Source organism: Bacillus sp. SSR7, assembly GCF_055902415.1.
Genome location: NZ_JBVVXV010000010.1, coordinates 96,352 through 122,823 on the forward strand (window position 1 = coordinate 96,352; position 26,472 = coordinate 122,823).

General features: G+C 36.4%; 23 protein-coding genes and 1 riboswitch. All 23 genes read left to right on the plus strand.

Annotated features, from left to right (window positions below):
• Positions 1 to 7: 7 nt before the first annotated feature.
• The 23 genes from dapA (at position 8) to AC0NJG_RS17980 (ending at position 26,258) form a co-directional block, all read left to right on the plus strand.
• Positions 8 to 886 (plus strand): 4-hydroxy-tetrahydrodipicolinate synthase, encoded by an 879-nt coding sequence (dapA, locus tag AC0NJG_RS17870; protein WP_000564761.1) that lies wholly within the window; start codon positions 8 to 10, stop codon positions 884 to 886.
• A gap of 747 nt (positions 887 to 1,633) precedes the next feature.
• Positions 1,634 to 3,304, plus strand: a complete 1,671-nt coding sequence (locus AC0NJG_RS17875) for a ribonuclease J (protein WP_000823084.1) — start codon at positions 1,634 to 1,636, stop codon at positions 3,302 to 3,304.
• Between the two features lie 103 nt (positions 3,305 to 3,407).
• On the plus strand, positions 3,408 to 4,157 hold the full coding sequence (tepA, locus tag AC0NJG_RS17880) for a translocation-enhancing protein TepA (RefSeq protein ID WP_087954507.1): 750 nt from the start codon (positions 3,408 to 3,410) through the stop codon (positions 4,155 to 4,157).
• Positions 4,154 to 4,360 carry a YlzJ-like family protein gene (locus AC0NJG_RS17885; protein ID WP_087954508.1) on the plus strand — a complete coding sequence of 69 codons (207 nt, stop codon included), beginning with the start codon at positions 4,154 to 4,156 and terminating at the stop codon, positions 4,358 to 4,360. The genes tepA and AC0NJG_RS17885 overlap by 4 nt, the downstream gene beginning before the upstream one ends.
• 210 nt (positions 4,361 to 4,570) lie before the next feature.
• Complete coding sequence (locus tag AC0NJG_RS17890; RefSeq protein ID WP_087954509.1) at positions 4,571 to 6,952, plus strand: DNA translocase FtsK; 2,382 nt, start codon at positions 4,571 to 4,573, stop codon at positions 6,950 to 6,952.
• Positions 6,953 to 7,155: 203 nt separating this feature from the next.
• A riboswitch (purine riboswitch) is annotated at positions 7,156 to 7,257 on the plus strand.
• A 233-nt stretch (positions 7,258 to 7,490) separates the two neighbouring features.
• Positions 7,491 to 8,216 (plus strand): GntR family transcriptional regulator, encoded by a 726-nt coding sequence (locus tag AC0NJG_RS17895; protein WP_000114176.1) that lies wholly within the window; start codon positions 7,491 to 7,493, stop codon positions 8,214 to 8,216.
• Between the two features lie 90 nt (positions 8,217 to 8,306).
• A complete protein-coding gene (locus tag AC0NJG_RS17900) occupies positions 8,307 to 9,374 on the plus strand; it encodes a BMP family lipoprotein (RefSeq protein WP_087954510.1) in 1,068 nt (355 codons plus the stop codon).
• A gap of 108 nt (positions 9,375 to 9,482) precedes the next feature.
• The gene (locus tag AC0NJG_RS17905) at positions 9,483 to 11,015 is read left to right on the plus strand and encodes an ABC transporter ATP-binding protein (RefSeq protein ID WP_087954511.1); all 1,533 of its coding nucleotides are present in this window, start codon (positions 9,483 to 9,485) and stop codon (positions 11,013 to 11,015) included.
• Positions 11,008 to 12,066: an ABC transporter permease gene (locus tag AC0NJG_RS17910; RefSeq protein WP_029439576.1), complete on the plus strand. Its 1,059-nt coding sequence runs from the start codon at positions 11,008 to 11,010 to the stop codon at positions 12,064 to 12,066. The genes AC0NJG_RS17905 and AC0NJG_RS17910 overlap by 8 nt, the downstream gene beginning before the upstream one ends.
• Complete coding sequence (locus tag AC0NJG_RS17915) at positions 12,067 to 13,026, plus strand: ABC transporter permease (RefSeq protein ID WP_000008842.1); 960 nt, start codon at positions 12,067 to 12,069, stop codon at positions 13,024 to 13,026.
• Between the two features lie 198 nt (positions 13,027 to 13,224).
• Positions 13,225 to 14,499 carry an EF-P 5-aminopentanol modification-associated protein YfmF gene (gene yfmF, locus AC0NJG_RS17920; RefSeq protein WP_062923046.1) on the plus strand — a complete coding sequence of 425 codons (1,275 nt, stop codon included), beginning with the start codon at positions 13,225 to 13,227 and terminating at the stop codon, positions 14,497 to 14,499.
• Entirely contained in the window at positions 14,500 to 15,786 is a 1,287-nt protein-coding gene (gene yfmH, locus AC0NJG_RS17925) for an EF-P 5-aminopentanol modification-associated protein YfmH (RefSeq protein WP_087996542.1), read from the plus strand.
• Between the two features lie 103 nt (positions 15,787 to 15,889).
• A complete protein-coding gene (ymfI, locus tag AC0NJG_RS17930; RefSeq protein WP_087954513.1) occupies positions 15,890 to 16,603 on the plus strand; it encodes an elongation factor P 5-aminopentanone reductase in 714 nt (237 codons plus the stop codon).
• A 75-nt stretch (positions 16,604 to 16,678) separates the two neighbouring features.
• A complete protein-coding gene (locus AC0NJG_RS17935) occupies positions 16,679 to 16,927 on the plus strand; it encodes a DUF3243 domain-containing protein (protein ID WP_000114454.1) in 249 nt (82 codons plus the stop codon).
• A gap of 139 nt (positions 16,928 to 17,066) precedes the next feature.
• The gene (locus AC0NJG_RS17940; protein WP_000574107.1) at positions 17,067 to 17,852 is read left to right on the plus strand and encodes a DUF3388 domain-containing protein; all 786 of its coding nucleotides are present in this window, start codon (positions 17,067 to 17,069) and stop codon (positions 17,850 to 17,852) included.
• Between the two features lie 21 nt (positions 17,853 to 17,873).
• Positions 17,874 to 18,785, plus strand: coding sequence for a helix-turn-helix domain-containing protein (locus tag AC0NJG_RS17945; RefSeq protein WP_087954514.1), 912 nt, complete (start codon positions 17,874 to 17,876; stop codon positions 18,783 to 18,785).
• 63 nt (positions 18,786 to 18,848) lie between these two features.
• Positions 18,849 to 19,427 carry a CDP-diacylglycerol--glycerol-3-phosphate 3-phosphatidyltransferase gene (gene pgsA, locus AC0NJG_RS17950; protein WP_001052965.1) on the plus strand — a complete coding sequence of 193 codons (579 nt, stop codon included), beginning with the start codon at positions 18,849 to 18,851 and terminating at the stop codon, positions 19,425 to 19,427.
• Between the two features lie 20 nt (positions 19,428 to 19,447).
• Complete coding sequence (gene cinA / locus AC0NJG_RS17955) at positions 19,448 to 20,686, plus strand: competence/damage-inducible protein CinA (RefSeq protein ID WP_042514732.1); 1,239 nt, start codon at positions 19,448 to 19,450, stop codon at positions 20,684 to 20,686.
• 144 nt (positions 20,687 to 20,830) lie between these two features.
• Positions 20,831 to 21,862 carry a recombinase RecA gene (gene recA / locus AC0NJG_RS17960; protein ID WP_001976711.1) on the plus strand — a complete coding sequence of 344 codons (1,032 nt, stop codon included), beginning with the start codon at positions 20,831 to 20,833 and terminating at the stop codon, positions 21,860 to 21,862.
• Between the two features lie 481 nt (positions 21,863 to 22,343).
• Complete coding sequence (gene rny / locus AC0NJG_RS17965) at positions 22,344 to 23,909, plus strand: ribonuclease Y (protein ID WP_046198515.1); 1,566 nt, start codon at positions 22,344 to 22,346, stop codon at positions 23,907 to 23,909.
• A gap of 162 nt (positions 23,910 to 24,071) precedes the next feature.
• Entirely contained in the window at positions 24,072 to 24,866 is a 795-nt protein-coding gene (locus tag AC0NJG_RS17970) for a TIGR00282 family metallophosphoesterase (protein WP_429681157.1), read from the plus strand.
• 149 nt (positions 24,867 to 25,015) lie between these two features.
• A complete protein-coding gene (gene spoVS, locus AC0NJG_RS17975; RefSeq protein ID WP_000404341.1) occupies positions 25,016 to 25,276 on the plus strand; it encodes a stage V sporulation protein SpoVS in 261 nt (86 codons plus the stop codon).
• Positions 25,277 to 25,334: 58 nt separating this feature from the next.
• Positions 25,335 to 26,258 (plus strand): dipeptidase, encoded by a 924-nt coding sequence (locus AC0NJG_RS17980; RefSeq protein ID WP_143881467.1) that lies wholly within the window; start codon positions 25,335 to 25,337, stop codon positions 26,256 to 26,258.
• Positions 26,259 to 26,472 lie beyond the last annotated feature (214 nt).

Consider the following 26,472-nt stretch of genomic DNA (forward strand, 5'->3'; position numbering starts at 1 on the left):
TGAGACCATGATAGATTTTGGGACAATTGCAACCGCGATGGTAACACCGTTTGATATAAACGGCAATATCGATTTTGCAAAGACAACGAAATTGGTAAATTATTTAATTGATAACGGTACAACAGCAATCGTGGTAGGAGGAACGACAGGAGAATCTCCTACATTAACTTCAGAAGAAAAAGTAGCGTTATATCGCCATGTCGTATCTGTTGTCGATAAAAGGGTGCCCGTAATCGCTGGAACAGGTAGCAATAATACGCATGCTTCTATTGATTTAACGAAAAAAGCAACAGAGGTTGGTGTTGATGCAGTAATGCTAGTAGCACCGTATTATAACAAACCGAGTCAAGAAGGAATGTATCAGCACTTTAAAGCAATTGCTGAAAGCACGCCGCTTCCGGTTATGCTATATAACGTTCCGGGACGATCTATTGTACAAATCTCCGTTGATACAGTTGTTCGTTTATCAGAAATAGAAAACATTGTTGCGATTAAAGATGCAGGCGGCGATGTGTTAACAATGACAGAAATCATTGAAAAAACAGCGGACGACTTCGCAGTATACAGCGGTGATGACGGTTTAACGTTACCAGCTATGGCAGTTGGAGCGAAAGGTATCGTTTCTGTAGCATCTCATGTTATCGGAAATGAAATGCAAGAAATGATTGCAGCATTCCAAGCAGGTGAATTTAAGAAGGCGCAAAAATTACATCAATTACTTGTAAGAGTAACGGATTCATTATTTATGGCGCCAAGCCCAACACCAGTAAAAACAGCATTACAAATGGTTGGATTAGACGTAGGTTCTGTACGTTTACCACTTCTTCCGTTAACAGAAGAAGAAAGAGTAACGTTACAATCTGTTATGCAATCTATCCCTCGTTAATAAAAAATGACCTAGTGTAGAACTAGGTCATTTTTTATAGGATGAAAGTCTTTTCTTCTCTTTTCTCACCTATATGTGTTCTTATTAGATCATTAACCGTTTCTTCATTATGAATTACAACATGTATAAGAAAATAATCGTCTCTCTTAAAATGAATCAAAAACGAAAGTGATTATAGAGTCAACATTTGTACAAACGTAATAAACCACCGCTTCTGTTTTTCGGAGAAATCCCCTTAAATGTGACGTAATTCATAAAAAAACTCCATTTTATAAGTATTTTTGTTCAATTTTAGAAAATTAGGTCTTGAAACGCCATATTATGAAATGAATTTAACGTATGTATGGCTATTTCTTCAAAATAATAGGTAGTATAAAATCGAAGAACTTCATTTGATACTTTTGTTATAATTCCGTTCTTTTACTTTTTCTTTCGCACGATTTAACTTGTGTTCTATTTCTTGTATCAGGTATAATATGGCTAAGTAGCTTAGTACGGGTATGCTTAGCAAAATTGGTAAAAATTATAATTTGATTACATTTTCATATCATATCGAATAAGATATTTGATTTATATAATGAAAGAGAGGTGAAACCTGGTTTAAAAAATAAACAAGGACATGATATCGCATAACGGTAAGGACATTCGTCTTGGACGGTGAATATATGGTGGTTGTAGAGTTTCCCCTGGTGTCTCTGCAATTTTAGTGAAATCAGTGTTTGAAAGATTTTTAAACCAGGCAACAACATGAAGAGAAAAGAGAATGAGTCTGTTAAAGTATTTGCTCTTGGTGGAGTAGGTGAAATCGGGAAAAACATGTACTGTGTTGAAATTGATTCTGAAATCTTTATTGTAGATGCAGGGTTAATGTTCCCGGGAGATGAAATGTTTGGAATTGATATCGTTATTCCTGATATTACATATTTAGTAGAAAACCAAGAGCGAGTAAAAGGTTTATTTATTACTCACGGTCATGAAGATCATATTGGTGGTATTGTTTACGTACTTCGTAAATTATCAATTCCAGTGTATGCAACGAAATTAACGGTAGGACTTATACAAGAAAAACTTGGCGAAGCGGGTATGTTAGGTCGTGTAGACTTAAAAACAATCGATTCAAATTCAACAGTAGAGTTTAATACTACAACGGTGTCATTCTTTGGAACGACACATAGTATTCCGGATTCTGTTGGTGTTTGTTTCCATACATCAAAAGGTGCGATCGTATATACGGGAGACTTTAAATTCGATCAAACTCCAATTGGAAATAGTGGAGCAGACCTTGGGAAAATGGCTCAAATCGGAAATGAAGGCGTTCTATGCTTATTATCTGATAGTACAAATGCTGAGCGTCCAGGCTATACAGGTTCTGAAAAAGAAGTTGGTGTAGAAATTTCTAAAGTGTTCTACGGCGCAGAAGGACGTATTATCGTTGCTTCATTTGCATCGAATGTACATCGTATTCAACAAGTATTTGATGCAGCTGCTGAAACAGGACGAAAAGTAGCGGTTGTAGGACGTAGTATGGTGAAAGTGGTAGATATCGCAAGACGTCTTGGTTATTTAGATGTTCCGGAAGGTATGGTTATTTCACTACAAGAAGTAGACAATTTCCCAGAGAAAAAGGTAGCTATTTTAACGACAGGTAGCCAAGGGGAACCGATGGCAGCCCTTTCTAGAATGGCGAAGCAAGCTCATAAACAAATTTCAATTCGTAAAGGTGATACGGTTATTATTGCGGCTTCTCCAATTCCGGGTAATGAAATATCTGTATCAAAAATTATTGACTTGTTATTTAGAGCGGGAGCTGAAGTTGTTTATTACGGTGAAAGAAAAGTTCACGTTTCAGGTCACGGTAGTCAAGAAGAATTAAAATTAATGTTAAATTTAATGAAACCGAAATATTTTGTACCCGTACATGGTGAGTTCCGTATGCAAAAAGCACATGCATACTTAGCTGAAGATGTAGGTATTGCAAGAGAAAATATCTTTATCGTAGAAAAAGGCGATGTAATTGCTTTTGGTGATGATGAAGCGAACTTAGTTGGCAAAGTGCAAGCTGGCAATGTGTTAATTGACGGATTAGGTGTAGGTGACGTTGGTAATATCGTTCTTCGAGATAGAAAAATGTTATCTCAAGATGGAATATTAGTAGTTGTTGTAACACTGGGTAAAGATGAAAAGAAAATTATATCTGGTCCAGAAATCATTTCACGTGGTTTTGTGTATGTACGTGAATCAGAAGCGTTAATTGATCGCTCTACAGAGATTGTACGTATGATTGTTGAGCAATCAATTAAAGAATATTCAATTGAATGGTCTATGTTAAAACAAAATATTCGTGAATTATTAGGGCAGTTCTTGTACGAAGAGACGAAGAGAAAACCTATGATTTTACCGATTATTATGGAAGTATAAAAAAGATCACCTTTACGGGTGATCTTTTTTCTTTTTTAACTCTATCGAATGAAATTTATAACTTAAGAAATACTAGTTATATACGAGTGAAAGGGGATGCGATATGACAGAACGTGATCGTTATACAAATGAAGAGAAAGAGGCTGAACCGAAAGAAACCGGAAAAGAAGCTTCAATAGTGGAAAAAATTCAACAGCTTGGACAAACGAATGTACCACAAATGAATGAATCACGTATTCATTGTTTAACAATTATTGGACAGGTGGAAGGTCATGTTCAGTTGCCACCGCAAAATAAAACAACAAAATATGAGCATATTATTCCGCAAATTGTTGCGATAGAACAAAATCCGAAAATTGAAGGTTTACTTTTAATATTAAACACGGTCGGAGGTGACGTTGAAGCTGGACTAGCAATTTCTGAGATGGTAGCTTCGCTTTCAAAACCAACGGTATCACTTGTTCTGGGCGGAGGGCATTCTATCGGTGTACCAATTGCTGTCTCTACGGATTATTCATTTATTGCAGAAACTGCGACGATGACAATTCATCCGATTCGTCTAACAGGTCTTGTTATAGGTGTGCCGCAAACATTTGAGTATTTAGATAAAATGCAAGAAAGAGTCATTCGCTTTGTGACGAAGCATTCGAAAGTAACGGAAGATCGTTTTAAAGAGCTTATGTTTGCGAAAGGAAATTTAACGCGAGATATTGGTACGAATGTAATTGGTGGAGATGCAGTGAAGTATGGTCTTATAGATGATGTCGGTGGTATCGGAAATGCGATTCGAAAATTAAACGAATTGATAGATGGTCGCGCGGATGATCATGCAGAAGGGGCAATGTTACAATGATTTTATATACAATTATGCCAGAGCAACTCGTGTATCCAGCCGATTATTCGCAATGTGAAAGTCAAAAAGTCGTAAACATAAATGGTGTTGAATTAATGGTTGCAGAAGAAGAAGAACATGGGTGTTATTCTATTGTACGCGTGTTAAGTACGGATCCGTTTCACTACTTAGAGTTTGAGCCGGGACAGAAAATAACCTTTTAGCAAAAAGAAGGATTTTGTTTAGAAGCTATGGTATAATATAAAAAACAAGACGGTTGAGCAGCCATGAGAGGGCTGCTTTCTTCTGTTTATTTAACATTTTACAAGAAGTGTAAAAATAGAAGATATAAAGACCTGAAAAAATAGAGAAAACAAACATATAAGCAGAGTTTTTAGGGAGTTTTACTTATATGTAGAACACGAGGTGAAGAAATGGCAAAACAAAAGCAAAGAGGGACGAAGGCAAAGGCAAGACGTACGATAAAGCCAACTTTGTATTATGAAATCGTCGGTTTAACTCTTTTTGCACTTTCAATCATTACGATTTTACAGCTAGGCGTTGTAGGAAAATCGTTTGTGTTATTTTTTCGCTTCTTCTTTGGTGAGTGGTACATAATTGGTGTGTTAGGTGTAATAGCTTTATCAGTTTCATTCGTTATAAAACGTGGATGGCCGAACCTTTTAAATAAACGGTTAATCGGTTTTTATTTAATAGTATTGGCGATATTAATGTTTAGTCATATTACATTATTTAACCTTCTTACGAAAGATGGAGCAGTGCAAAATACTTCTGTTATTGTAAGTACGAAAGATAATTTCTTTCTTGAAATGAAAAAAGGGCCAGATAGCGTTCATTTAGGTGGTGGCATGTTTGGTGCACTTATGTTCGCGACTTGTTACTTCTTATTTGATGAAGTAGGAGCTTATATTATTGGTATTATTTTAGTTATTCTCGGTATACTTTGTATAACAAATAAGCATATTGGAGAAGTGTTAGCTCCAGTTGGTAGAATTCTTAGAAGTCAATTTCAAGTGATGCAAGGGGACTATAAAGATTGGAGAGCTAAAAGAACGGCTGAACAAACAGAAAAGAAAAAAACAACAAGAAGCACAAGGAGCAAACGTGCTGCAGAACAAGAAGAAATTATTGAGCCGATGGAAGACATCTCAATTGATCCTCCGATTATTTCAAATTTCACTGAGAATTATCCTGTAAATGAAGAAGAGGATAAACGAATTGAAGTAGAGCAAGAAGAGTTAATCACTTCACCGTTTATTGAAGAGGCTCCACCAGTTGAAGAGCCGAAGAAAAAGCGTGGAGAAAAAATCGTTGAATCGCTAGAGGGGGAAACACAAGCACCTCCTATGCAATTTTCAAATGTAGAAAATAAAGATTACAAGCTTCCTGCGCTTGATATATTGAAATTTCCAAAGAATAAGCAAGTTACAAATGAAAATGCGGAAATTTATGAGAATGCTCGTAAATTAGAACGTACTTTCCAAAGTTTTGGAGTGAAAGCGAAAGTAACAAAAGTACATAGAGGTCCTGCAGTTACAAAATATGAAGTGTATCCTGATATGGGAGTAAAGGTAAGCAAAATCGTCGGTTTAAGTGATGATTTAGCACTTGCGTTAGCGGCGAAAGACATTCGTATTGAAGCACCTATTCCCGGGAAATCAGCTGTAGGAATTGAAGTTCCGAACTCAGAAGTCTCTATGGTAACGCTTAGAGAAGTTCTTGATTCTAAAGCTAACAATCATCCGGAAGAGAAGTTGTTAATAGGTCTTGGACGAGATATTACAGGTGAAGCTGTATTAGCCCGTTTAAATAAAATGCCCCATTTACTAGTGGCAGGTGCGACAGGTAGCGGGAAAAGTGTATGTATTAACGGTATTATTGTTAGTATTTTAATGCGTGCAAAACCACATGAAGTAAAATTAATGATGATTGATCCGAAAATGGTAGAGTTAAATGTATATAACGGTGTGCCTCATTTGTTAACACCAGTTGTAACGGATCCGAAAAAGGCATCGCAAGCATTGAAAAAAGTTGTGAGTGAAATGGAGCGCCGTTATGAATTATTTGCTCATAGTGGCACGCGAAATATTGAAGGATATAATGACTATATAAAAGAGCATAATAATCAATCAGAAGCGAAACAACCCGAATTACCTTATATTGTCGTAATTGTGGACGAGTTAGCAGATTTAATGATGGTTGCTTCATCGGATGTAGAGGATGCGATTATGCGTCTAGCGCAAATGGCTCGTGCTGCCGGTATTCATTTAATTATTGCAACGCAGCGTCCGTCAGTTGATGTCATTACGGGAGTTATTAAAGCAAATATTCCATCACGTATTGCATTCGCTGTATCTTCTCAAACAGATTCTCGTACAATTCTTGACGGCGGTGGTGCAGAGAAACTGCTAGGTCGTGGAGATATGCTATTTATACCAATTGGTGCATCGAAGCCTGTACGTGTACAAGGTGCGTTTTTATCAGATGATGAAGTTGAGAGAGTTGTAGAATATGTTATTGGTCAACAAAAAGCGCAATATCAAGAAGATATGATTCCGCAAGATGTTCCTGATACGAAGCAGGAAGTAGAAGATGAATTATATGATGAAGCAGTTCAGCTCGTAGTGGAAATGCAAACAGCATCGGTTTCTATGTTGCAACGTAGGTTTAGAGTTGGTTATACACGTGCTGCCCGTTTAATTGATGCAATGGAAATGAATGGTGTAGTAGGTCCGTATGAAGGTAGTAAACCACGTGAAGTGCTCATTAATGATGTACAAGAAAAAAGTTCATAAAAAAAGCCTAATTGTTTTTACAATTAGGCTTTTTTATATGCTGGTTTTGTTATATACTATATTCAGCAATAAAGAAAGGGCTTACATTTAAGGCGATTCTTTAGAATACGAATACTTTGGTGTGGTTTTTTGTGAACGTTCGATATTTAATGTAGAAAATTGTTAAATTTTGTTGACACGTATGGGAGCAAGTGGTAAGATTACTTCGAAAAGAATCACTGCCTCATATAATCTTGGAGATAAGGTCCATAAGTTTCTACCTGGCAACCATGAATTGCTAGACTATGAGGGGAAAAGTGTGTAACAAAGGATGTAAGAGATCTTTGTGCCGAACTTTTTCTCGAAATGAGGAAGGTTTATGGTGCAAAGTTTTTTTTATGCAGTAAAGAGTGAAAATTTCATCTTAAAAAATTATTAATATTTATTCGACAATTATGCCTGTTTTTAGTATTTAGCAATTTTTATTATGTTGTAAGTTGAAAAAAGAGAAAAGAAGTCTTACATCAGAGGTCGAATAATTGAAATGCGGGGGAGTCTTATGTCAGTAAAATCCGATAGCCGTCACCTATATTTACGGGTGATTGATCACATCAAAGAAAAAATTAAAGATGGGGCTTACAAAGAAAGACAAAAGTTACCATCAGAGTTTGATTTAGCGAAAGAACTTGGCGTAAGTAGAGCGACTTTAAGGGAAGCGCTGCGTATTTTAGAAGAAGAAAATGTTGTCATTCGCAGACATGGTGTAGGAACATTTGTAAATGCAAAGCCGTTATTTTCTTCTGGGATTGAACAACTTTCTAGTATTACAGATATGATTTCTAGTGTGGGGAAAACACCAGGAACTATCTTTTTATCATCATCTACAACAAGTTTAACAGAAGAAGAAAAAGAGAAGTTTAATAGTGAAGATGGTTTTAATGCAGTGATGATTGAGCGTGTGCGTACAGCAGATGGGGAACCTGTTGTATATTGTATCGATAAACTTGCAAAAGAGATATTGCCAGATTTATCAGGATACAACGAAGAATCATTGCTTACAGTGATACATAACAATACGCACAAACGTATCACATACGCAGTTGCTCATATTGAGCCGATTGGCTATCATCCAAAAATTTCACCGATTTTGGAATGTGAACCGGAAACGGCACTGCTAGTGTTAAAACAAATGCACTATGATCAAAATGATGAGCCAATCTTATATTCTATCAATTACTTTAGAGCTGATAAGTTTAGCTTCCACGTATTAAGAAAACGTATGTAGGTGAGTTCCTTTTTAGGGAGGTGACAGCAAGAAGTTAGGGACAGCAGCGTATAAAAAAATAGACAAATCATTTCAGGAGGGGTTTCTAGTATGAAGAAAAAAACAGGTCTTTTATTATCATTAACATTAGCAGCAAGTGCGGTTTTAGGTGCATGTGGTAACTCAGATAAAGCGAGTAGCGACAAAAAAGAGTTTAAGGTTGGTATGGTTACAGATGTTGGGGGCGTTGATGACAAATCATTTAACCAATCAGCTTGGGAAGGTTTAACGAAGTTCGGTAAAGACAACGACTTAAAGAAAAATGAAGGATATCGTTATCTTCAATCTAGTAAAGATGCGGATTATATCCCGAATTTAACGAAATTTGCGAAAGATCATTATAACACAACATTTGGTATTGGTTACTTAATGGAAAAATCAATTACAAAGGTAGCTGAACAATATCCAAAAGAGCAATTTGCGATTGTAGATACAGTTGTAGAGAAGCCAAACGTAACAAGTATTACATTTAAAGACCATGAAGGTTCATTCCTAGTTGGTGCTGTAGCAGCGATGACGACAAAATCAAATAAAGTTGGGTTTGTTGGTGGTGTAAAAAGCCCATTAATTACAAAATTTGAATCAGGTTTTAAAGCTGGTGCAAAAGCAGTAAATCCAAATATTGAAATCGTATCACAATATGCTGATGCATTTGATAAACCAGAAAAAGGCTCTGTATTAGCTTCAGCAATGTACGGTGGTGGAGTTGACGTAATTTATCATGCTTCAGGTGCAACTGGTAACGGTGTATTCACAGAAGCGAAAAACCGTAAGAAAAAAGGTGAAAACGTTTGGGTAATCGGTGTTGACCGTGACCAAAATCAAGAAGGTATGCCTGAAAACGTAACTTTAACATCAATGGTAAAACGTGTTGATATTGCAGTAGCAAAAGTAGCACAAGAAGCGAAAGATGGTAAATTAAAAGGCGGTAAAGTAGAAGAATTCGGATTAAAAGATGACGGTGTTGGTATTGCGAAAACTACTGACAATGTGAAAAAAGTAAATCCAGAAATCTTAACAAAAGTAGAAGAGTTTGAGAAGAAAATCACTGACGGTGAAATTAAAGTCCCTGCAACTGACGAAGAATATAAAACATATGAAGCTTCTCTAAAGAAATAATAATAGAGAAATAGCAAAGGTTAGTTCGTAGAACTAACCTTTGCATATATAAAAATACTTTTAATAGAGTGTAATTAGGGAGTGTTCCCTGCTAAAAGGAGGAACAAAATGGAATACGTAATTGAGATGAACAATATTACAAAAGTATTCCCAGGCATTGTAGCGAATGACGATATTACGCTGCAAGTAAAACAGGGAGAAATACATGCTTTACTTGGAGAAAATGGTGCAGGGAAATCCACATTGATGAATGTACTATTTGGTTTGTACCAACCAGAACAAGGTGAAATTAAAATTAAAGGAAAACCTGTAAAAATTACAAATCCGAATATAGCAAATGACCTTGGTATTGGGATGGTCCATCAGCATTTTATGCTTGTTCATAATTTTACAGTTACAGAGAATATTATTCTTGGAAATGAGCCGAAGAAAAACGGGAAAATTGCTGTTGAAGAAGCTGCAAAAGAAATTAAGCAATTATCTGAACAGTATGGTTTAGCCGTTGATCCACATGCGAAAATTGAAGATATTTCTGTTGGGATGCAGCAAAGGGTTGAAATATTAAAGACTCTTTATCGTGGTGCTGAGATTTTAATATTTGATGAGCCAACCGCGGTGTTAACTCCTCAAGAAATACATGAGTTGATTCAAATTATGAAAAAGCTTGTGCAAGAGGGGAAATCTATCATCCTTATTACACATAAGTTGAAAGAAATTATGGAAGTTTGCGATCGTTGTACAATTATTCGTAAAGGTAAGGGGATTGGTACTGTTGATGTAGCGGAAACGGATGAGCATAAACTTGCAGAGTTAATGGTCGGACGTCAAGTGAATTTTAAAACAGAAAAAATAGAAGCTAAACCAATGGAAGAAGTACTATCTATTGCAAACCTAATTGTTCATGATACGCGCAAGTTACCTGCTGTAAAAGGCCTTGACTTAACTGTTCGTGCAGGAGAAATCGTTGGGATTGCAGGGATTGATGGAAATGGTCAAAGCGAATTAATAGAGGCGATTACTGGTTTACGAAAAGTTGAGTCAGGTTCTATTGCAATTAAAGGAAAAGAAATAACGAATTGGCCTGTTCGAAGAATAACAGAAGAGGGGATTGGTCATATTCCTGAAGACCGTCATAAACACGGACTTGTTCTCGATTTTTCTGTTCGGGACAATATTGTTTTACAAACATACTATAAAAATCCATTTTCAAAGAAAGGGATTTTGAATTTTAGTAAAATTACAGAAAAAGCAAAAGCACTTATTGAACAGTTTGATGTACGTACACCTAGTGAACACACGTTAGCTCGCGCTCTATCTGGTGGAAACCAACAAAAGGCAATTATTGCACGTGAGGTAGATCGTAATCCAGATTTATTAATTGCAGCACAGCCGACACGTGGTTTAGATGTAGGTGCGATTGAATTTATTCATAAAAAATTAATTGAGCAGAGAGATAATGGTAAGGCAGTGTTGCTTTTATCTTTAGAGCTGGATGAAATTTTAAATGTAAGCGATCGAGTGGCTGTTATATATGAAGGGAAAATTGTAGCGATTGTCGATGCGAAAGAAACAAATGAACAACAGCTTGGATTATTAATGGCCGGCGGGACAGGGAAAGAGAAGGTGAACACAAATGGCTAAAAAATTTTTAACAGAACGAACAATTAATATTTTAGTACCTGTGTTATCCGTAGTTTTCGGTTTACTTGTTGGTGCCATTGTAATGTTAGTTAGTGGATATGATCCAATTGTTGGATATGCCGCGCTTTGGGAAGGGATGGTTGGTAATCCACAAGCTATCGGTGAGACGTTGCGTACAATGATTCCGCTTGTATTAGCTGGTCTTTCAGTAGCATTTGCGTTTCGTACAGGTCTTTTCAATATTGGTGTGGAAGGACAGTTATTAGTTGGGTGGCTTGCTGCTGTTTGGTTTGGATATGCAGTGTCGTTACCAGCAATTTTGCATATTCCGTTATCTATTTTAGTGGCAGCGATCGCCGGCGGTTTATGGGGTTTTATACCTGGATATTTAAAAGGAAAACTTAAAGTAAATGAAGTAATTGTGACAATTATGATGAACTACATTGCACTTTATGTTACGTATGATCTTATTAAACGTTTTATCCATGAAGGTAATGAAAAGTCTTATGATGTACAAGCAAGTGCTTCGTTAGCTTCTGATTGGTTATCTTCATTGACAGATGGATCTCGTTTACACTGGGGAATTGTTGTAGCTATTATCATTGCCATTGTAATGTGGTTCTTATTAGATAGAACAACGTTAGGGTATGAATTAAAATCGGTTGGTTTTAACCAAAATGCCTCTCAATACGCAGGAATGAAAGTATCGCGTAATGTTGTATTATCAATGACAATTGCTGGTGCTTTTGCAGGAATTGGTGGAGCTATGGAAGGATTAGGGACATTCCAAAGTATGACAGCAATGTCTTCTTTTACTGGTATTGGATTTGATGGGATTGCGGTAGCACTTTTAGGCGGAAATAATCCTTTTGGTATATTATTAGCAGCTTTACTGTTTGGTGGTTTGAAAAGTGCAGCACCACAAATGAATTTTGAAGCAGATGTACCTTCGGAGTTAATCAACGTTATTATTGCATGTATTATTTTCTTTGTAGCGTGCAGTTATGTTTTACGCTGGGCACTTACACGCATGAGCAAGGAGGGGAAATAAATGAGCTTTTTAGATATTTTAGCCATTCTTGTGACGGGTACGTTATATACGGCAGCACCACTTATTTTTACGGCGTTAGGTGGAGTGTTCAGTGAACGTTCTGGAGTTGTAAATATAGCGTTAGAAGGTTTAATGTTATTTGGTGCATTTATTGGTATTGTTACAACGTTATTAATGGGTGATACGTGGGGATCGATGACTCCTTGGATTGCGCTATTATTTGCAGCGATTGGTAGTGGCTTATTTGCACTTCTTCACGCAGTAGCATCTATTACATTCCGTGCGGATCAAGTAGTGAGTGGAGTAGCGATTAACTTCTTAGCACTTGGTTTAACAGTATTTGCGATTAAGAAAATCTTTGGCAAAGGACAAACAGATTTCATTCAATACCGCATTGAAAAAATTGATGTTCCGGGTCTTTCGGATATTCCGGTAATCGGAAAAATCTTTTTCTCTAATGTACCGTTAACATCATATATTGCTATTATTTTAGCGTTTGTCGTTTGGTATATCATTTATAAAACGCCGTTCGGTCTTCGTCTTCGTGCGGTTGGTGAACATCCAATGGCAGCGGATACGATGGGGATTAACGTATATAAAATGCGTTATATTGCAGTTGCTATATCTGGAATGTTTGCAGGAGTTGGTGGAGCGGTCTTTGCTATGTCGATTTCTGGTAACTTCTCAGGTGCTACAATTACTGGACAAGGTTTCTTGGCGTTAGCAGCAATGATTTTCGGTAAATGGAATCCACTCGGTGCTCTTGGAGCGGCTCTGTTCTTCGGATTTGCTCAATCATTAGGAATAACAGGTGGTACAATTCCAGTACTAAAAGAAATTCCAAGTGTATTCTTAACGATATTACCGTATGTATTCACAATATTAGCACTTGTTGGTTTTGTAGGTCGTTCTGAAGCTCCGAAAGCATTAGGAACTCCTTATGAAAAAGGAAAACGATAAGTATAAAAAAGCTCGCACATTAGTGCGGGCTTTTTTACATAGACTATATTTAATACGGAATTTCACTATGTTCCTTACATATTACAGTTTTTAGAAAGGGCCTAATGTAAGTATAGTGAGGAAGAAAAGTTGATTTTTCATTTCTAAAAACTGTATATTGAAGAGGAATATTCCTATATACGTAAAGGAGGGCTATAAATGAAACTAATGGAACAACAGTTACATGAGTTAGGTGGTTTACGAGTACATATTATTCCAACTGATAAATATAAAACAAATACATTTGTATTTCGTTTGAAAGCACCTTTAAATGAGGAGACGGTGACAGAGCGTGCCTTATTGCCATATGTATTGCAAAGTGCGACAGAAAAGCTTCCTTCTGTAATTCGTCTTCGTCAATATTTAGAAGAATTATACGGATCTTCTTTGGCAGTAGATGTAAGTAAAAAAGGAGAAGACCATATCATCTCTATTTATGTAGACATTGCAAATGAAGTATATTTACATGATGCACCACCGTTATTTGAAAAAGCGCTTTCTATGTTATCGGATATCGTTTTACATCCAGCGACAGAGGGGAATGGTTTTCTACCTTCTATCGTAGAAAGTGAAAAGAGAGCGCTCTTGCAACGAATTGAAGCGACTTATGATGATAAAATGCGTTATGCAAACGAGCGTTTAATTGAAGAAATGTGCAAAGTAGAACCGTATCGTTTAAGTGCAAATGGGAAAAAAGAGAGTGTTTCTTCTATTACCAATGAAAGTTTGTATCAATATTATCAAAAAGTGTTAGCGGAAGATGAAATGGATCTATACATTATTGGTGATATTTCAGAAAACGCAGTTGATCTTGTAAGTAAGTATTTCTCTATTTCAGCACGCCCTGTGAGGGAAAGAAATGTACTTCTTCATAAGAGAAATAATGAAGAAAAAGAAGTTGTGGAAAAACAAGAATTAAAACAAAGTAAATTACACATCGGTTATCGTACGTTTATTACGTATAAAGATGAAGATTATTTTGCACTGCAATTGTTCAATGGATTGTTTGGAGGATTTTCTCATTCGAAGTTATTCGTTAATGTTCGTGAAAAAAATAGTTTAGCGTACTATGCAGCATCCCGCTTTGAAAGTCATAAAGGCTTATTATTTGTCATGTCAGGGATCGAAGCGAAAAATTATGAAAAAGCTGTTGAGATTATTAAAGAGCAAATGCTTGCAATGCAAAATGGTGATTTTTCTGAAGAAGAGATGCATCAAACGAAAAGTGTCATTCAAAATCAAATATTAGAAGCAATTGATACACCGCGCGGATTTGTGGAAATGCTGTATCATGGTATTATTTCAGACCGTACGCGTCCGGTTGAAGAATGGCTTACAGGCATTGAAAGTGTGACGAAAGAAGAGATTGTGAAAGTTGCTAAAAATATTGAACTAGATACAATTTACTTTTTACACGGAACGGAGGGAGAATAAATGGAGAAAATTGTTTATGAGCAATTAAAAGAGACACTCTATTATGAAAAACTTCCTAATGGATTAGATGTATATATTTTACCGAAGCAAGGATTTAATAAAACATTTGCAACGTTTACGACAAAATATGGTTCTGTGGATAATACATTCGTACCACTAGGTAAAGAAGAAATGATTCGTGTGCCGGATGGGATTGCTCATTTTCTTGAGCATAAATTATTTGAAAAAGAAGATCACGATGCGTTCCAATTGTTTAGTAAACAAGGGGCATCAGCAAATGCTTTCACATCATTCACAAGAACAGCTTACCTTTTTTCATGTACATCAAATGTAGAAAAAAATTTAAATACATTGTTAAATTTCGTACAAGAGCCTTACTTCTCTGAAAAAACTGTTGAAAAAGAGAAGGGTATTATTGGGCAGGAAATTCAAATGTATCAAGATAATCCAGATTGGCGCTTATATTTTGGATTAATTGATAGTTTGTTTGTAAAGCACCCGATTAAAATTGATATTGCAGGTACAATTGAGTCTATTAGTAAAATTACGAAAGACTTACTATATGAATGTTATGAAACGTTTTATCATCCAAGCAATATGTTAATGTTTGTTGTAGGGGCCATTGATCCAGAGAAAACGATGGATTTAATACGTGAAAATCAAGCGAAAAAAGATTATAAAAACCAACCAGAAATAATACGTTCATTCGAAGAAGAACCAGATGAGGTAAATGAAAAGAAGAAAATTATTTCAATGCCTGTACAAACACCGAAATGTTTAGTTGGTATTAAAGCGACAAACTTAAAAGAAAAAGGGGAAGCCCTTTTAAAACAAGAAATTGCGCTTACGTTACTTTTAGATTATTTATTTGGGAAAAGTTCTGTTCATTACGAATCTTTATATAATGAAGGACTCATTGATGATTCGTTCTCGTATGATTATACGGAAGAGAATAACTTCGGTTTTGCAATGGTTGGCGGCGATACGAAGCAACCTGATGAGCTGGAAGAGCGTTTAAAAGGTATTTTATTAAACACAAATTATGATCAATTAGATGAGGCGGCATTAGAACGAGTAAAGAAAAAGAAAATAGGTGGCTTTTTACGCTCCTTGAATTCACCAGAATATATTGCAAATCAATTTACACGATATGCGTTTAACGAATCGAGTCTGTTTGATGCATTGACTGTATTAGAAAGTTTAACGGTTCAAGATTTACAAGAAGTAGCAAAATTATTATTATCAGAAGAAAAAATGAGCGTTTGTCAAGTTTTACCGAAAAAATAAAAGGTTTCACAATAATACCCTCATCTTATCATTGATAAATTGTAAGATGAGGGTATTATTTATTTGTAGGGAAAAGATTTTTTTGGGATAAGAGAGGAATTGTATGAAAAAGTATGCATTAGTAACTGGAGGAAGTGGAGGGATTGGCTCTGCTACTTCAAAACAATTAATTCAAGATGGATATACAGTATATGTTCATTATAATAACAGTGAAGAGAAAGTGAATGAGTTACAGAAAGAATGGGATGAAGTAATTCCTGTTCAAGCGAATTTAGCTTCTACTGATGGGGCAGAGCAATTGTGGAACCAAATTGAACATCCTCTTGATGTTATCGTATATGCAGCTGGGAAGAGTATATTTGGACTCGTAACAGATGTAACGAACGATGAATTGAATGATATGGTAGAACTTCAAGTGAAGAGTATCTATAAATTATTATCAATGGCACTCCCATCTATGATTCAACGGAGAAGCGGTAATATTGTACTTGTTTCGTCTATATGGGGACAAATTGGTGCATCATGTGAAGTGCTTTACTCGATGGTAAAAGGTGCGCAAAATTCCTATGTGAAAGCTTTAGCAAAAGAAGTTTCATTAAGTGGAATAAGAGTGAACGCGGTGGCGCCAGGTGCAATTGAAACGGAAATGTTAAACGTGTTTTCAGAAGAGGATAAGAATGAAATCGCGGAAGAGATTCCGTTAGGACGAATAGGATTACCGGAAGAAGTAGCAAAAACTGTGTCATTTCTCGTATCACCAGGTGCATCTTATATAACGGGACAAATTATCGGAGTGAACGGCGGTTGGCATTGCTAAAAATTTCTTACATAAAAAATGAAAAACTGTACAAATTAAGCATGATTCTATTACTAAGTAGTGAGGTGCTTACACATGTCAGTTTTAGATAATTTTGATCAATGGAAGAGCTTTTTAGGAGAACGTTTAGAGCAAGCGCAAGGAAAAGGTCTTGATGGTGGTGCTGTATCAGATATGGCGTTTCGTGTTGGTGACTATTTAGCGAATGAAGTAGAAGCACGCAACGATCAAGAGAAACTATTAGCTGAGCTTTGGAAAGTTGCTGACGAACAAGAGCAACATACAATCGCAAACTTAATGGTAAAGTTTGTACAACATAAGTAAAAAATAGAGAGGAGAATCTCCTCTCTATTTTTTTTGTATAATAATTGAAAGGGATAGATTATACATTTAGCTTCCCTATTAAGGTGAAATCATATAATATAGTACGTAGGTGTAAAGTAAGCAAGGGGAGTGATCTTGGATGATTGAATGGTATTTTGAATATGAAATACATAAAAACCGACCTGGCTTGCTTGGTGACGTTTCTTCGTTAATCGGTATGCTCGGCATTAATATTGTCACAATTAATGGTGTAGATAACGCAAGGCGTGGATTACTCCTTATGTGTGATAATCAAGAGCAAATCTCTAGACTGGAATCAATTTTAAATACGATGGATAACATAACGGTAACGAAATATCGTCCGCCAAAGCTAAGAGATAAGCTAGCGGTTAGACATGGTAGGTACATACAACGAGATGCAGATGATAAGAAGACATTTCGGTTTGTGCGTGATGAATTAGGGTTACTTGTAGATTTTATGGCTGAAATAATGAAAAAAGAAGGTCATAAACTAATTGGTATACGAGGAATGCCTCGTGTCGGGAAAACAGAATCCATTGTTGCCGCAAGTGTTTGTGCAAATAAAAGATGGTTATTTGTATCGTCTACTCTTATTAAGCAAACTGTTCGTAGTCAATTGATTGAAGATGAGTATAGCGACGACAATATTTTCATCTTAGATGGAATCGTGTCAACAAAGCGTGCTAACGAAAGGCATTGGCAGCTTGTTCGTGAAATTATGAGATTGCCTGCAACGAAAGTTGTGGAACATCCTGACGTATTTGTGAGCCAGTCAGAATACACATTGGATGATTTTGATTATATTATCGAGTTGCGTAACGATTATGATGAAGAAATTCAATATAATTTAGTAGATGAAATTGAGCAAGGTACGCAAAATAATTTCTCTATGTTTGACTTTTAAAGAAATATTGAGGTGTTAGTAGTGACAGAATTAGGACAAAAGCTGAAAGAAGCAAGAGGAACGAAAAGCTTGTCTATTGATCAGCTGCATGAGATTACAAAAATTCAAAAACGCCATTTAGTAGCGATTGAGGAAGGCAATTATGATGTATTGCCAGGAGCTTTTTATGCGCGTGCATTCATTAAACAATACGCAGATGCGGTTGGATTAAATGGAGAGGAACTGCTTGTAGAATATCAGAGTACGATACCACAATCTGAAAAACGTGACGTTCCACAAGTATCAACAGGACAAAAAACGCAAGAAACAATGCAAAAATCTTCATCATGGCCAATTGCAGATCATATGCCAAAAATCTTAGTTGCGCTGTTAGTAATCGCAGTTGGAGTGGTAATTTGGTTTGTTTTCCAAGCGTTAACTGGAAAAAGTGATGAGAAAGTTCCGAATGCTCAAAGTGAGAAAATTGAAGTTAAAAAAGCGGAAAACTCTCCGTTAGATACGAAGAAAGATGAAGTGAAAGCGGAAGAGCCGAAAAAAGAGGAACCAAAGAAAGAAGAACCGAAGAAAGAGGAACAACCAGCACAGCCAACTGGACAACAAGAAGTAAAAGTGGTTGGGACGACTGGTAAAGTATCTACTTTGGAAATTCATAATAATAAAACATTAGAACTGGAAATATCGGGTAAAGGTGCGAGTTATGTAGATGTTAAAGATGATGCGGGTAATGAAATTTTAAACACTACAGTACAAAATGGTCAAACAGAAAAACGAGATTTATCAACAGCAAAAGAAGTGCGACTTAATATTGGAAATGCAACGAATGTTGAAGTTAAACTGAATGGCCAAGTGGTCGCTTACCCATTGGATCCAGAAAAAGAACTTCACCAAAGATTGGTGATAAAAAACCAAGGGGTAGAGCAACCTGCACAATAACAGTCATCGCTTCGATGACTTTTTTCAATGAACAAATGTTTTTGATATGATGGAGGAATAGCTGTGAATTTACCAAATAAAATTACAATATCTAGAATCTGCTTAATTCCAATTTTTATGGTAATTATGTTAGCACCCTTTGATTGGGGTTCATACACAATTGGTGATGTTGATTTACCAATTCAACATTTAGTAGGAGCGCTTATCTTTATTGTTGCTTCGGCTACAGATTGGATTGATGGACATTACGCAAGAAAGTATAATCTTGTAACGAATTTAGGGAAGTTCCTTGACCCGTTAGCGGATAAATTACTTGTTTCAGCGGCACTTATCACGTTAGTTGAGATGCAATATGTACCTGCTTGGATCGTTATTGTTATTATAAGCCGTGAGTTTGCGGTAACTGGTTTACGTCTTGTACTTGCTGGAACAGGGGAAGTAGTTGCGGCAAATCAGCTAGGGAAAATTAAGACATGGACACAAATTATCGCGATTGCGGCATACTTATTACACGATGTACCTTTAAATTTAATCCATATTCCGGTTGCTGATATCTTTATATGGATTGCATTAATTTTTACTGTTATTTCAGGATGGGATTATTTCTGGAAAAATAGAGCTGCTTTTGTAAACTCAAAATAGAAGTTTATGGGGGAATTGGGATGAATGCTGAAATTATTGCGGTTGGAACGGAATTATTACTTGGACAAATTGCAAATACAAACGCCCAGTTTTTATCTGAAAAGTTAGCTTCAATTGGCATTAATGTGTACTACCATACTGTAGTTGGAGATAATAACAAACGATTACAGCAGGCGATTGAAGTTGCAGAAGAACGTGCGGATATGCTTATTTTTACAGGTGGATTAGGCCCGACAAAAGATGATTTGACGAAGGAAACAATTGCGTCTAGCTTAGGGGAAGAGCTTGTATATGACGAAAATGCATTAGCATTAATAAGCGATTATTTTAAGCGTACAGGTCGTGAGTTCACTGAAAATAATAAAAAGCAGGCACTCGTTTTAAATGGAGCAACTGTATTTGCAAATGATCACGGTATGGCACCTGGTATGGGTTTAAATAAGAACGGAAAAGTTTATATCTTATTACCAGGACCGCCGAAAGAAATGAGGCCAATGTATGTAAGTTATGTAGAGCCTTTTTTACGTAACTTTACAACAGGAGAAAACATTTATTCTCGCGTGCTTCGCTTCTTTGGAATTGGGGAATCTCAATTAGAGGTGAAAGTTCAAGATTTAATTGATGGACAAACGAACCCGACAATCGCCCCGCTTGCGAGTGATGGAGAAGTGACATTACGTTTAACTGCGAAGCATCAAAATGCTCATGAAGCGGAGAAACTCATTCAGCATATGGAAGATTTGATTTTAGAAAGAGTAGGAGAATTTTTCTACGGGTATGACCAAGAGTTTCTGCACTATAAGGCGATAGAGTTATTGAAGAAAAAAGGATTAACTTTAGCATGTGCAGAAAGTTTAACAGGTGGTCTCTTCGGTAATCAAGTAACAGAAAGTGCTGGTGTGTCTTCCGTATTTAAAGGCGGTGTCATTTGTTATCATAATGATGTGAAGCAACATGTTTTACATGTACCTGAGGAAGTGTTGTCTACTGACGGTGCAGTTAGTAAAGAATGTGCTCGTTATCTTGCGGAAAATGTTAAAGAATTATTAAAAGCGGATATCGGAATTAGTTTCACTGGGGTAGCAGGGCCAGATGCTTCAGAACATAAAGAGCCGGGAACAGTATTTGTTGGATTGGCGATGAAAGATGAACCAACTGTAGTCTTTCCTCTAAATTTAAGCGGAAGTCGTCAACAAATTAGGGAACGCTCAGCAAAATATGGATTTTATCATTTGTATAAAAAGCTAGAAGAGATATAAGTCTCTTTTAGCTTTTTTTAATGGCTAAATGCGGTTTTATTTAATGGAAAATAAAAAAATCGAATAAATGTTCGATTTTTGTTGGCAAATTGAATTGAAAATAGGTATAATAAGATTAGCAATTCAGTTAAGGAGGAATTTTGAATGAGTGATCGTCAAGCGGCATTAGATATGGCGTTAAAACAAATAGAGAAGCAATTCGGTAAAGGTTCAATTATGAAATTAGGAGAACAAGCGGAGCGTAGAGTTTCTACAGTTTCTAGTGGTTCTTTAGCACTTGATGTGGCATTAGGGGTAGGCGGATACCCACGCGGCCGTATTATCGAGATTTATGGACCTGAGAGTTCAGGTAAAACAACAGTTTCATTACATGCAATTGCAGAGGTACAGCGTCAAGGTGGACAAGCAGCATTCATTGATGCGGAGCATGCAATGGATCCTGTATATGCACAAAAATTAGGTGTTAACATCGATGAATTACTATTATCACAACCTGATACAGGGGAGCAAGGTTTAGAAATCGCGGAAGCACTTGTACGAAGTGGTGCGGTTGATATTATCGTAATTGACTCTGTAGCAGCTCTTGTACCGAAAGCTGAGATTGAAGGAGACATGGGTGACTCACACGTAGGTTTACAAGCTCGTTTAATGTCTCAAGCACTTCGTAAACTTTCAGGTGCAATCAATAAATCAAAAACAATCGCAATCTTTATTAACCAAATTCGTGAAAAAGTTGGGGTTATGTTCGGAAACCCAGAAACAACTCCAGGTGGTCGTGCATTGAAATTCTATTCAACTGTTCGTCTTGAAGTGCGTCGTGCGGAGCAATTAAAACAAGGTAACGACATTGTTGGTAATAAAACAAAAGTAAAAGTAGTTAAAAATAAAGTGGCACCACCATTCCGTGTTGCGGAAGTTGATATTATGTACGGAGAAGGTATTTCAAGAGAAGGTGAAATCTTGGATATGGCTTCTGAACTTGATATCGTTCAAAAGAGCGGTGCTTGGTACTCTTATAATGAAGAACGCTTAGGACAAGGTCGTGAAAATTCGAAGCAGTTCTTAAAAGAAAATACGGATTTAAGAGAAGAAATTGCCTTCTTTATTCGTGAGCATCACGGAATTAGCGAAGATTCAGGTGCTGAAGGTATGGAAGATCCAAGTCTTCTTGATTAAAAATAAAAGACACGGCTTCGTGTCTTTTATTTTTGTATCATTATGAAAGCGTTCTATATCGTTGGAGATAAAATATTTAATCTACCTAAAAGATTATGTATAAAGAGGGATATATGCACGTTTTACATAAATAAACTGGAATTTACTAAGGTTTTCCAGGATAATATGCTGTCTGCTTTTTACATTCATATATAAATTAGGACTGAAGGTAAAGAAAGTAAAAGTAGACAACGCTTGACAATGAAAATTGCGATAGATACAATGAGAATGTATATTTTTTCTTATATACGAAACACTCTTCTCAAGAAGAGAAGTAATATTCGGAGTAAGACTTAAATCTTGCCGAAATAATAATATGACATTTTAATTGTGAAATGAAGAAAGTCCCTTAAAAAAGCGGGACGACGGTCTTTGCTGTATGTTGGTATTCAATGTACATGCCGACAGTCTTTTTTCATTCATAGCAAGGGGAGGTGAAATCATGAGTAGTACTGCAGTTTGGATACTCATCTCCATTTTGCTTGCAACAGTCGGTGCAGTTGTTGGCTTTTTTGTTCGAAAGTCTATTGCTGAAGCGAAGATTAATGGTGCAGCTAATGAAGCGAAACGTATTATAGATGAAGCGAATCGTGAGGCTGAAGCACTTAAGAAAGAAGCGCTTTTAGAAGCAAAGGATGAAATTCATACACTTCGTACAGAAGCTGAATTAGAAATTCGTGACCGTAGAAGCGAATTACAAAAACAAGAAAATCGTTTAATGCAAAAAGAAGAGAACCTTGATCGTAAAGACGAAACGCTCGATAAACGCGAGCTACAGTTAGAAAAGAAAGAGGATTCTCTTGTAGCGAGACAACAACAGATTGAAGAGTTGGAAAGCAAAGTGGGAGAGTTAGTTCAAAAGCAACAAACAGAATTAGAGCGCATTTCCAATCTGACACGCGAACAAGCGAAAGCAATTATTCTTGGTAAAGTAGAAAGTGAAGTTTCTCATGAAATTGCCGTAATGGTAAAAGAAAGTGAAGTTCGTGCGAAAGAAGAAGCGGATAAGAAAGCAAAAGAGATTTTATCTCTTGCAATGCAAAGATGTGCAGCTGATCATGTTGCTGAAACAACCGTTTCGGTTGTAAATCTTCCAAATGACGAAATGAAGGGACGTATTATCGGGCGTGAAGGTCGTAATATTCGTACGTTAGAAACGTTAACGGGTATTGACTTAATTATCGATGATACACCAGAGGCGGTAATCCTTTCTGGATTCGACCCAATTCGTCGTGAAACAGCTCGTATCGCTCTTGATAAACTAGTACAGGACGGACGTATTCACCCAGCGCGTATTGAAGAGATGGTCGAAAAATCAAGACGTGAAGTGGACGAGTATATTCGCGAAGTCGGAGAGCAAACAACGTTTGAAGTGGGTGTTCACGGATTACACCCAGATTTAATTAAAATTTTAGGTCGTTTAAAATACCGTACAAGTTATGGTCAAAACGTCTTAAAACACTCTATGGAAGTTGCATATTTAACTGGACTTATGGCAGCAGAGCTTGGCGAGGATGAAAAACTAGCAAGACGTGCTGGTCTATTACATGATATCGGGAAAGCGATTGATCATGAAGTAGAGGGTAGCCACGTTGAAATTGGTGTTGAACTCGCAACGAAATATAAAGAGCATCCTGTAGTTATAAACAGTATCGCATCACACCATGGTGACACAGAACCAACTTCTATCATTGCAGTTTTAGTTGCAGCAGCAGATGCTTTATCAGCTGCAAGACCGGGAGCTCGTAGTGAAACACTTGAAAACTATATTCGTCGTCTTGAAAAGTTAGAAGAGATTTCAGAGTCTTATGAAGGCGTTGAAAAATCATTTGCAATTCAAGCAGGACGTGAAGTTCGTATTTTGGTAAAACCAGATACAATCGATGATTTAGAAGCTCATCGTTTAGCTCGTGATATCCGAAAACGTATTGAAAATGAACTGGATTACCCAGGACATATTAAAGTAACTGTTATTCGTGAAACACGTGCAGTGGAATACGCAAAATAAAGTGGTGAAACACCACTTTATTTTTTTGTGTTGGAATTGGATAAAATAAAGACAGTTAGTTATATAGCATAAAAGTAAAACAAACTTATAATAAACATATTATAAGGAATTTACTTAATGCTATAGCAATAAAAAATGCAGTACATAGAAAGGGTAAGACATATGAGAATATTATTTGTTGGGGATGTAGTAGGATCTCCTGGTAGAGGTATGATTCAACAATACGTACCGGCATTAAAGAAAAAATATACACCTACAGTAACAATCATTAATGGAGAAAACGCAGCAGGTGGCCGTGGAATTACAGAAAAAATATACCGTAACTTTTTAGAGTGCGGAGCACAAGCGGTTACACTTGGAAATCACGCTTGGGATAATCGTGAAGTATTTGAATTCATCGAGGATGCAAAATATCTTGCAAGACCAGCTAACTTCCCAGAAGGAACTCCAGGAAAAGGGCTTATTTTTGTGAACTGTAATGGAACAGAAGTTGCAGTTATTAACTTACAAGGACGTACATTCCTTCCTCCAATTGATTGTCCATTCCGTAAAGTGGATGAATTAATTAACATTGCGAAAAAACGTACGAATATTATCTTTGTTGATTTCCATGCGGAAACTACAAGTGAAAAACAAGCGTTAGGTTGGTATGTAGATGGTCGTGCTACAGCGGTAGTAGGTACGCATACGCATGTTCCTACAGCAGATAATCGTATTTTACCAAGCGGAACGGCATACATTACAGATGTTGGGATGACAGGGCCGTATGATGGAATATTAGGTATGGACAGAGAAGCAGTATTGAAGAAGTTTTTAACAAACTTACCGGTACGATTTGAAGTAACAAATGGTAGAACGCAATTAAGTGCAGTGTTAATTGATGTGGATCCAAATACAGGAAAAGCAAAGAAAATTGAACGTATTTTAATTAATGACGATCAACCATTTTTCGAGTAAATTTTCGTTAAAATTTAGATAAGTTATTATATTTTAATTTTTTAGAAAAATTACGAAAATTTAGCAGGAATACGCGCCATTCCTCGTGAATATAAGTTAAAGTGAAATAATTGCTAATACTTTTTAAAGAAACGAGGAGGAAACGCGGAATGGAAATATTAAAAGTTAAAGCAACGTCGGTCCCTAATTCTGTAGCTGGTGCACTTGCAGGTGTTATTCGCGAACGCGGAACAGCAGAAATTCAAGCCATTGGTGCAGGTGCATTGAACCAAGCGGTAAAGGCAGTAGCAATTGCAAGAGGATTTGTAGCGCCTAGTGGTTTGGACCTGATTTGTATCCCAGCGTTTACGGATATCATGATTGATGGGGAAGAACGTACAGCAATAAAATTAATTGTAGAACCTCGTTAAGTTTAAACAACCTGTTTGCAGTATGCAAACAGGTTGTTTTTATAATGGAGGAATGAAAATGAAAATTTTTGATGCTCATTGTGATGTGCTTCTTCAGTTATGGAGTGCACAAGGGAGAAAGGATTTTAAACATGATTCGCAATTACATATTACATTTGAACAGTTAAAGAACAGAAAAGGAAGTATACAATGTTTTGCTATATATGTGCCAGAAACAGTGGCATATGAAAACCGATTTGAAGTAGCATTACAAATGGTAGATATTTTTTATAATGAAATTTTATCCCTACCAGGTGTGAAGTTTATTCAAACAAAAGATGATATTAACATGTTAAAACAGGACGAGATTGGAGCGATATTAACACTAGAGGGATGCGAAGCACTTGGGAAAGATGCAATGAAATTACGGTTGTTGTATCGCCTAGGAGTACGTTCTTTTGGATTAACATGGAATTATGCCAATTTATTAGCTGATGGTGCGCTAGAGACACGTGGGGCAGGTTTAACGACTTCTGGTAAACATGTTGTACAAGAACTGAATGCGTTACATGTATGGACTGATGTGTCTCATTTGAATGAAAGAAGTTTTTGGGATGTTATAGAAATTGCAAAAAATCCTATTGCTTCCCACTCAAATTGTATGAAACTTTGCCAGCACCCACGTAATTTAAACGATGAACAACTTAAAGCTCTTATAAAGCGAAATGGCATGATCGGCGTCACTTTTGTACCGCAGTTTCTAACAAATGAAAAACAAGCGAATGTAGCAGATATAGTAAGACATATCGAATATATTTGTTCATTAGGTGGAGAGAACAATATAGGGTTTGGTTCAGATTTTGATGGGATAGTAGAAACAGTTGTAAATGTATCAGCGTATCGAGATTATGAAAATGTAATGAATGAGCTTTGTAAACACTATGCTGCATCTACTGTAGAGCGATTTTTATATGGTAATTTTGTTGAACATATTGGCTTTTAAGATTTTTGTTTTAAAAATCCAGAAAAATTAGAATTAATTCATTTGATATTATTGCTTTTTTTAAGACCTAATACTAGAATGAAAAACAAAATAGCTTTATACTAAAGATTCAGGGAAATCAGAAGAGGCATAATTTGCGTCCATTGTAGTTTATTTGCATAAAAAATGCTAAACTATTACTGTAAAAAAATACACTACAATGAATGCAGCCAAA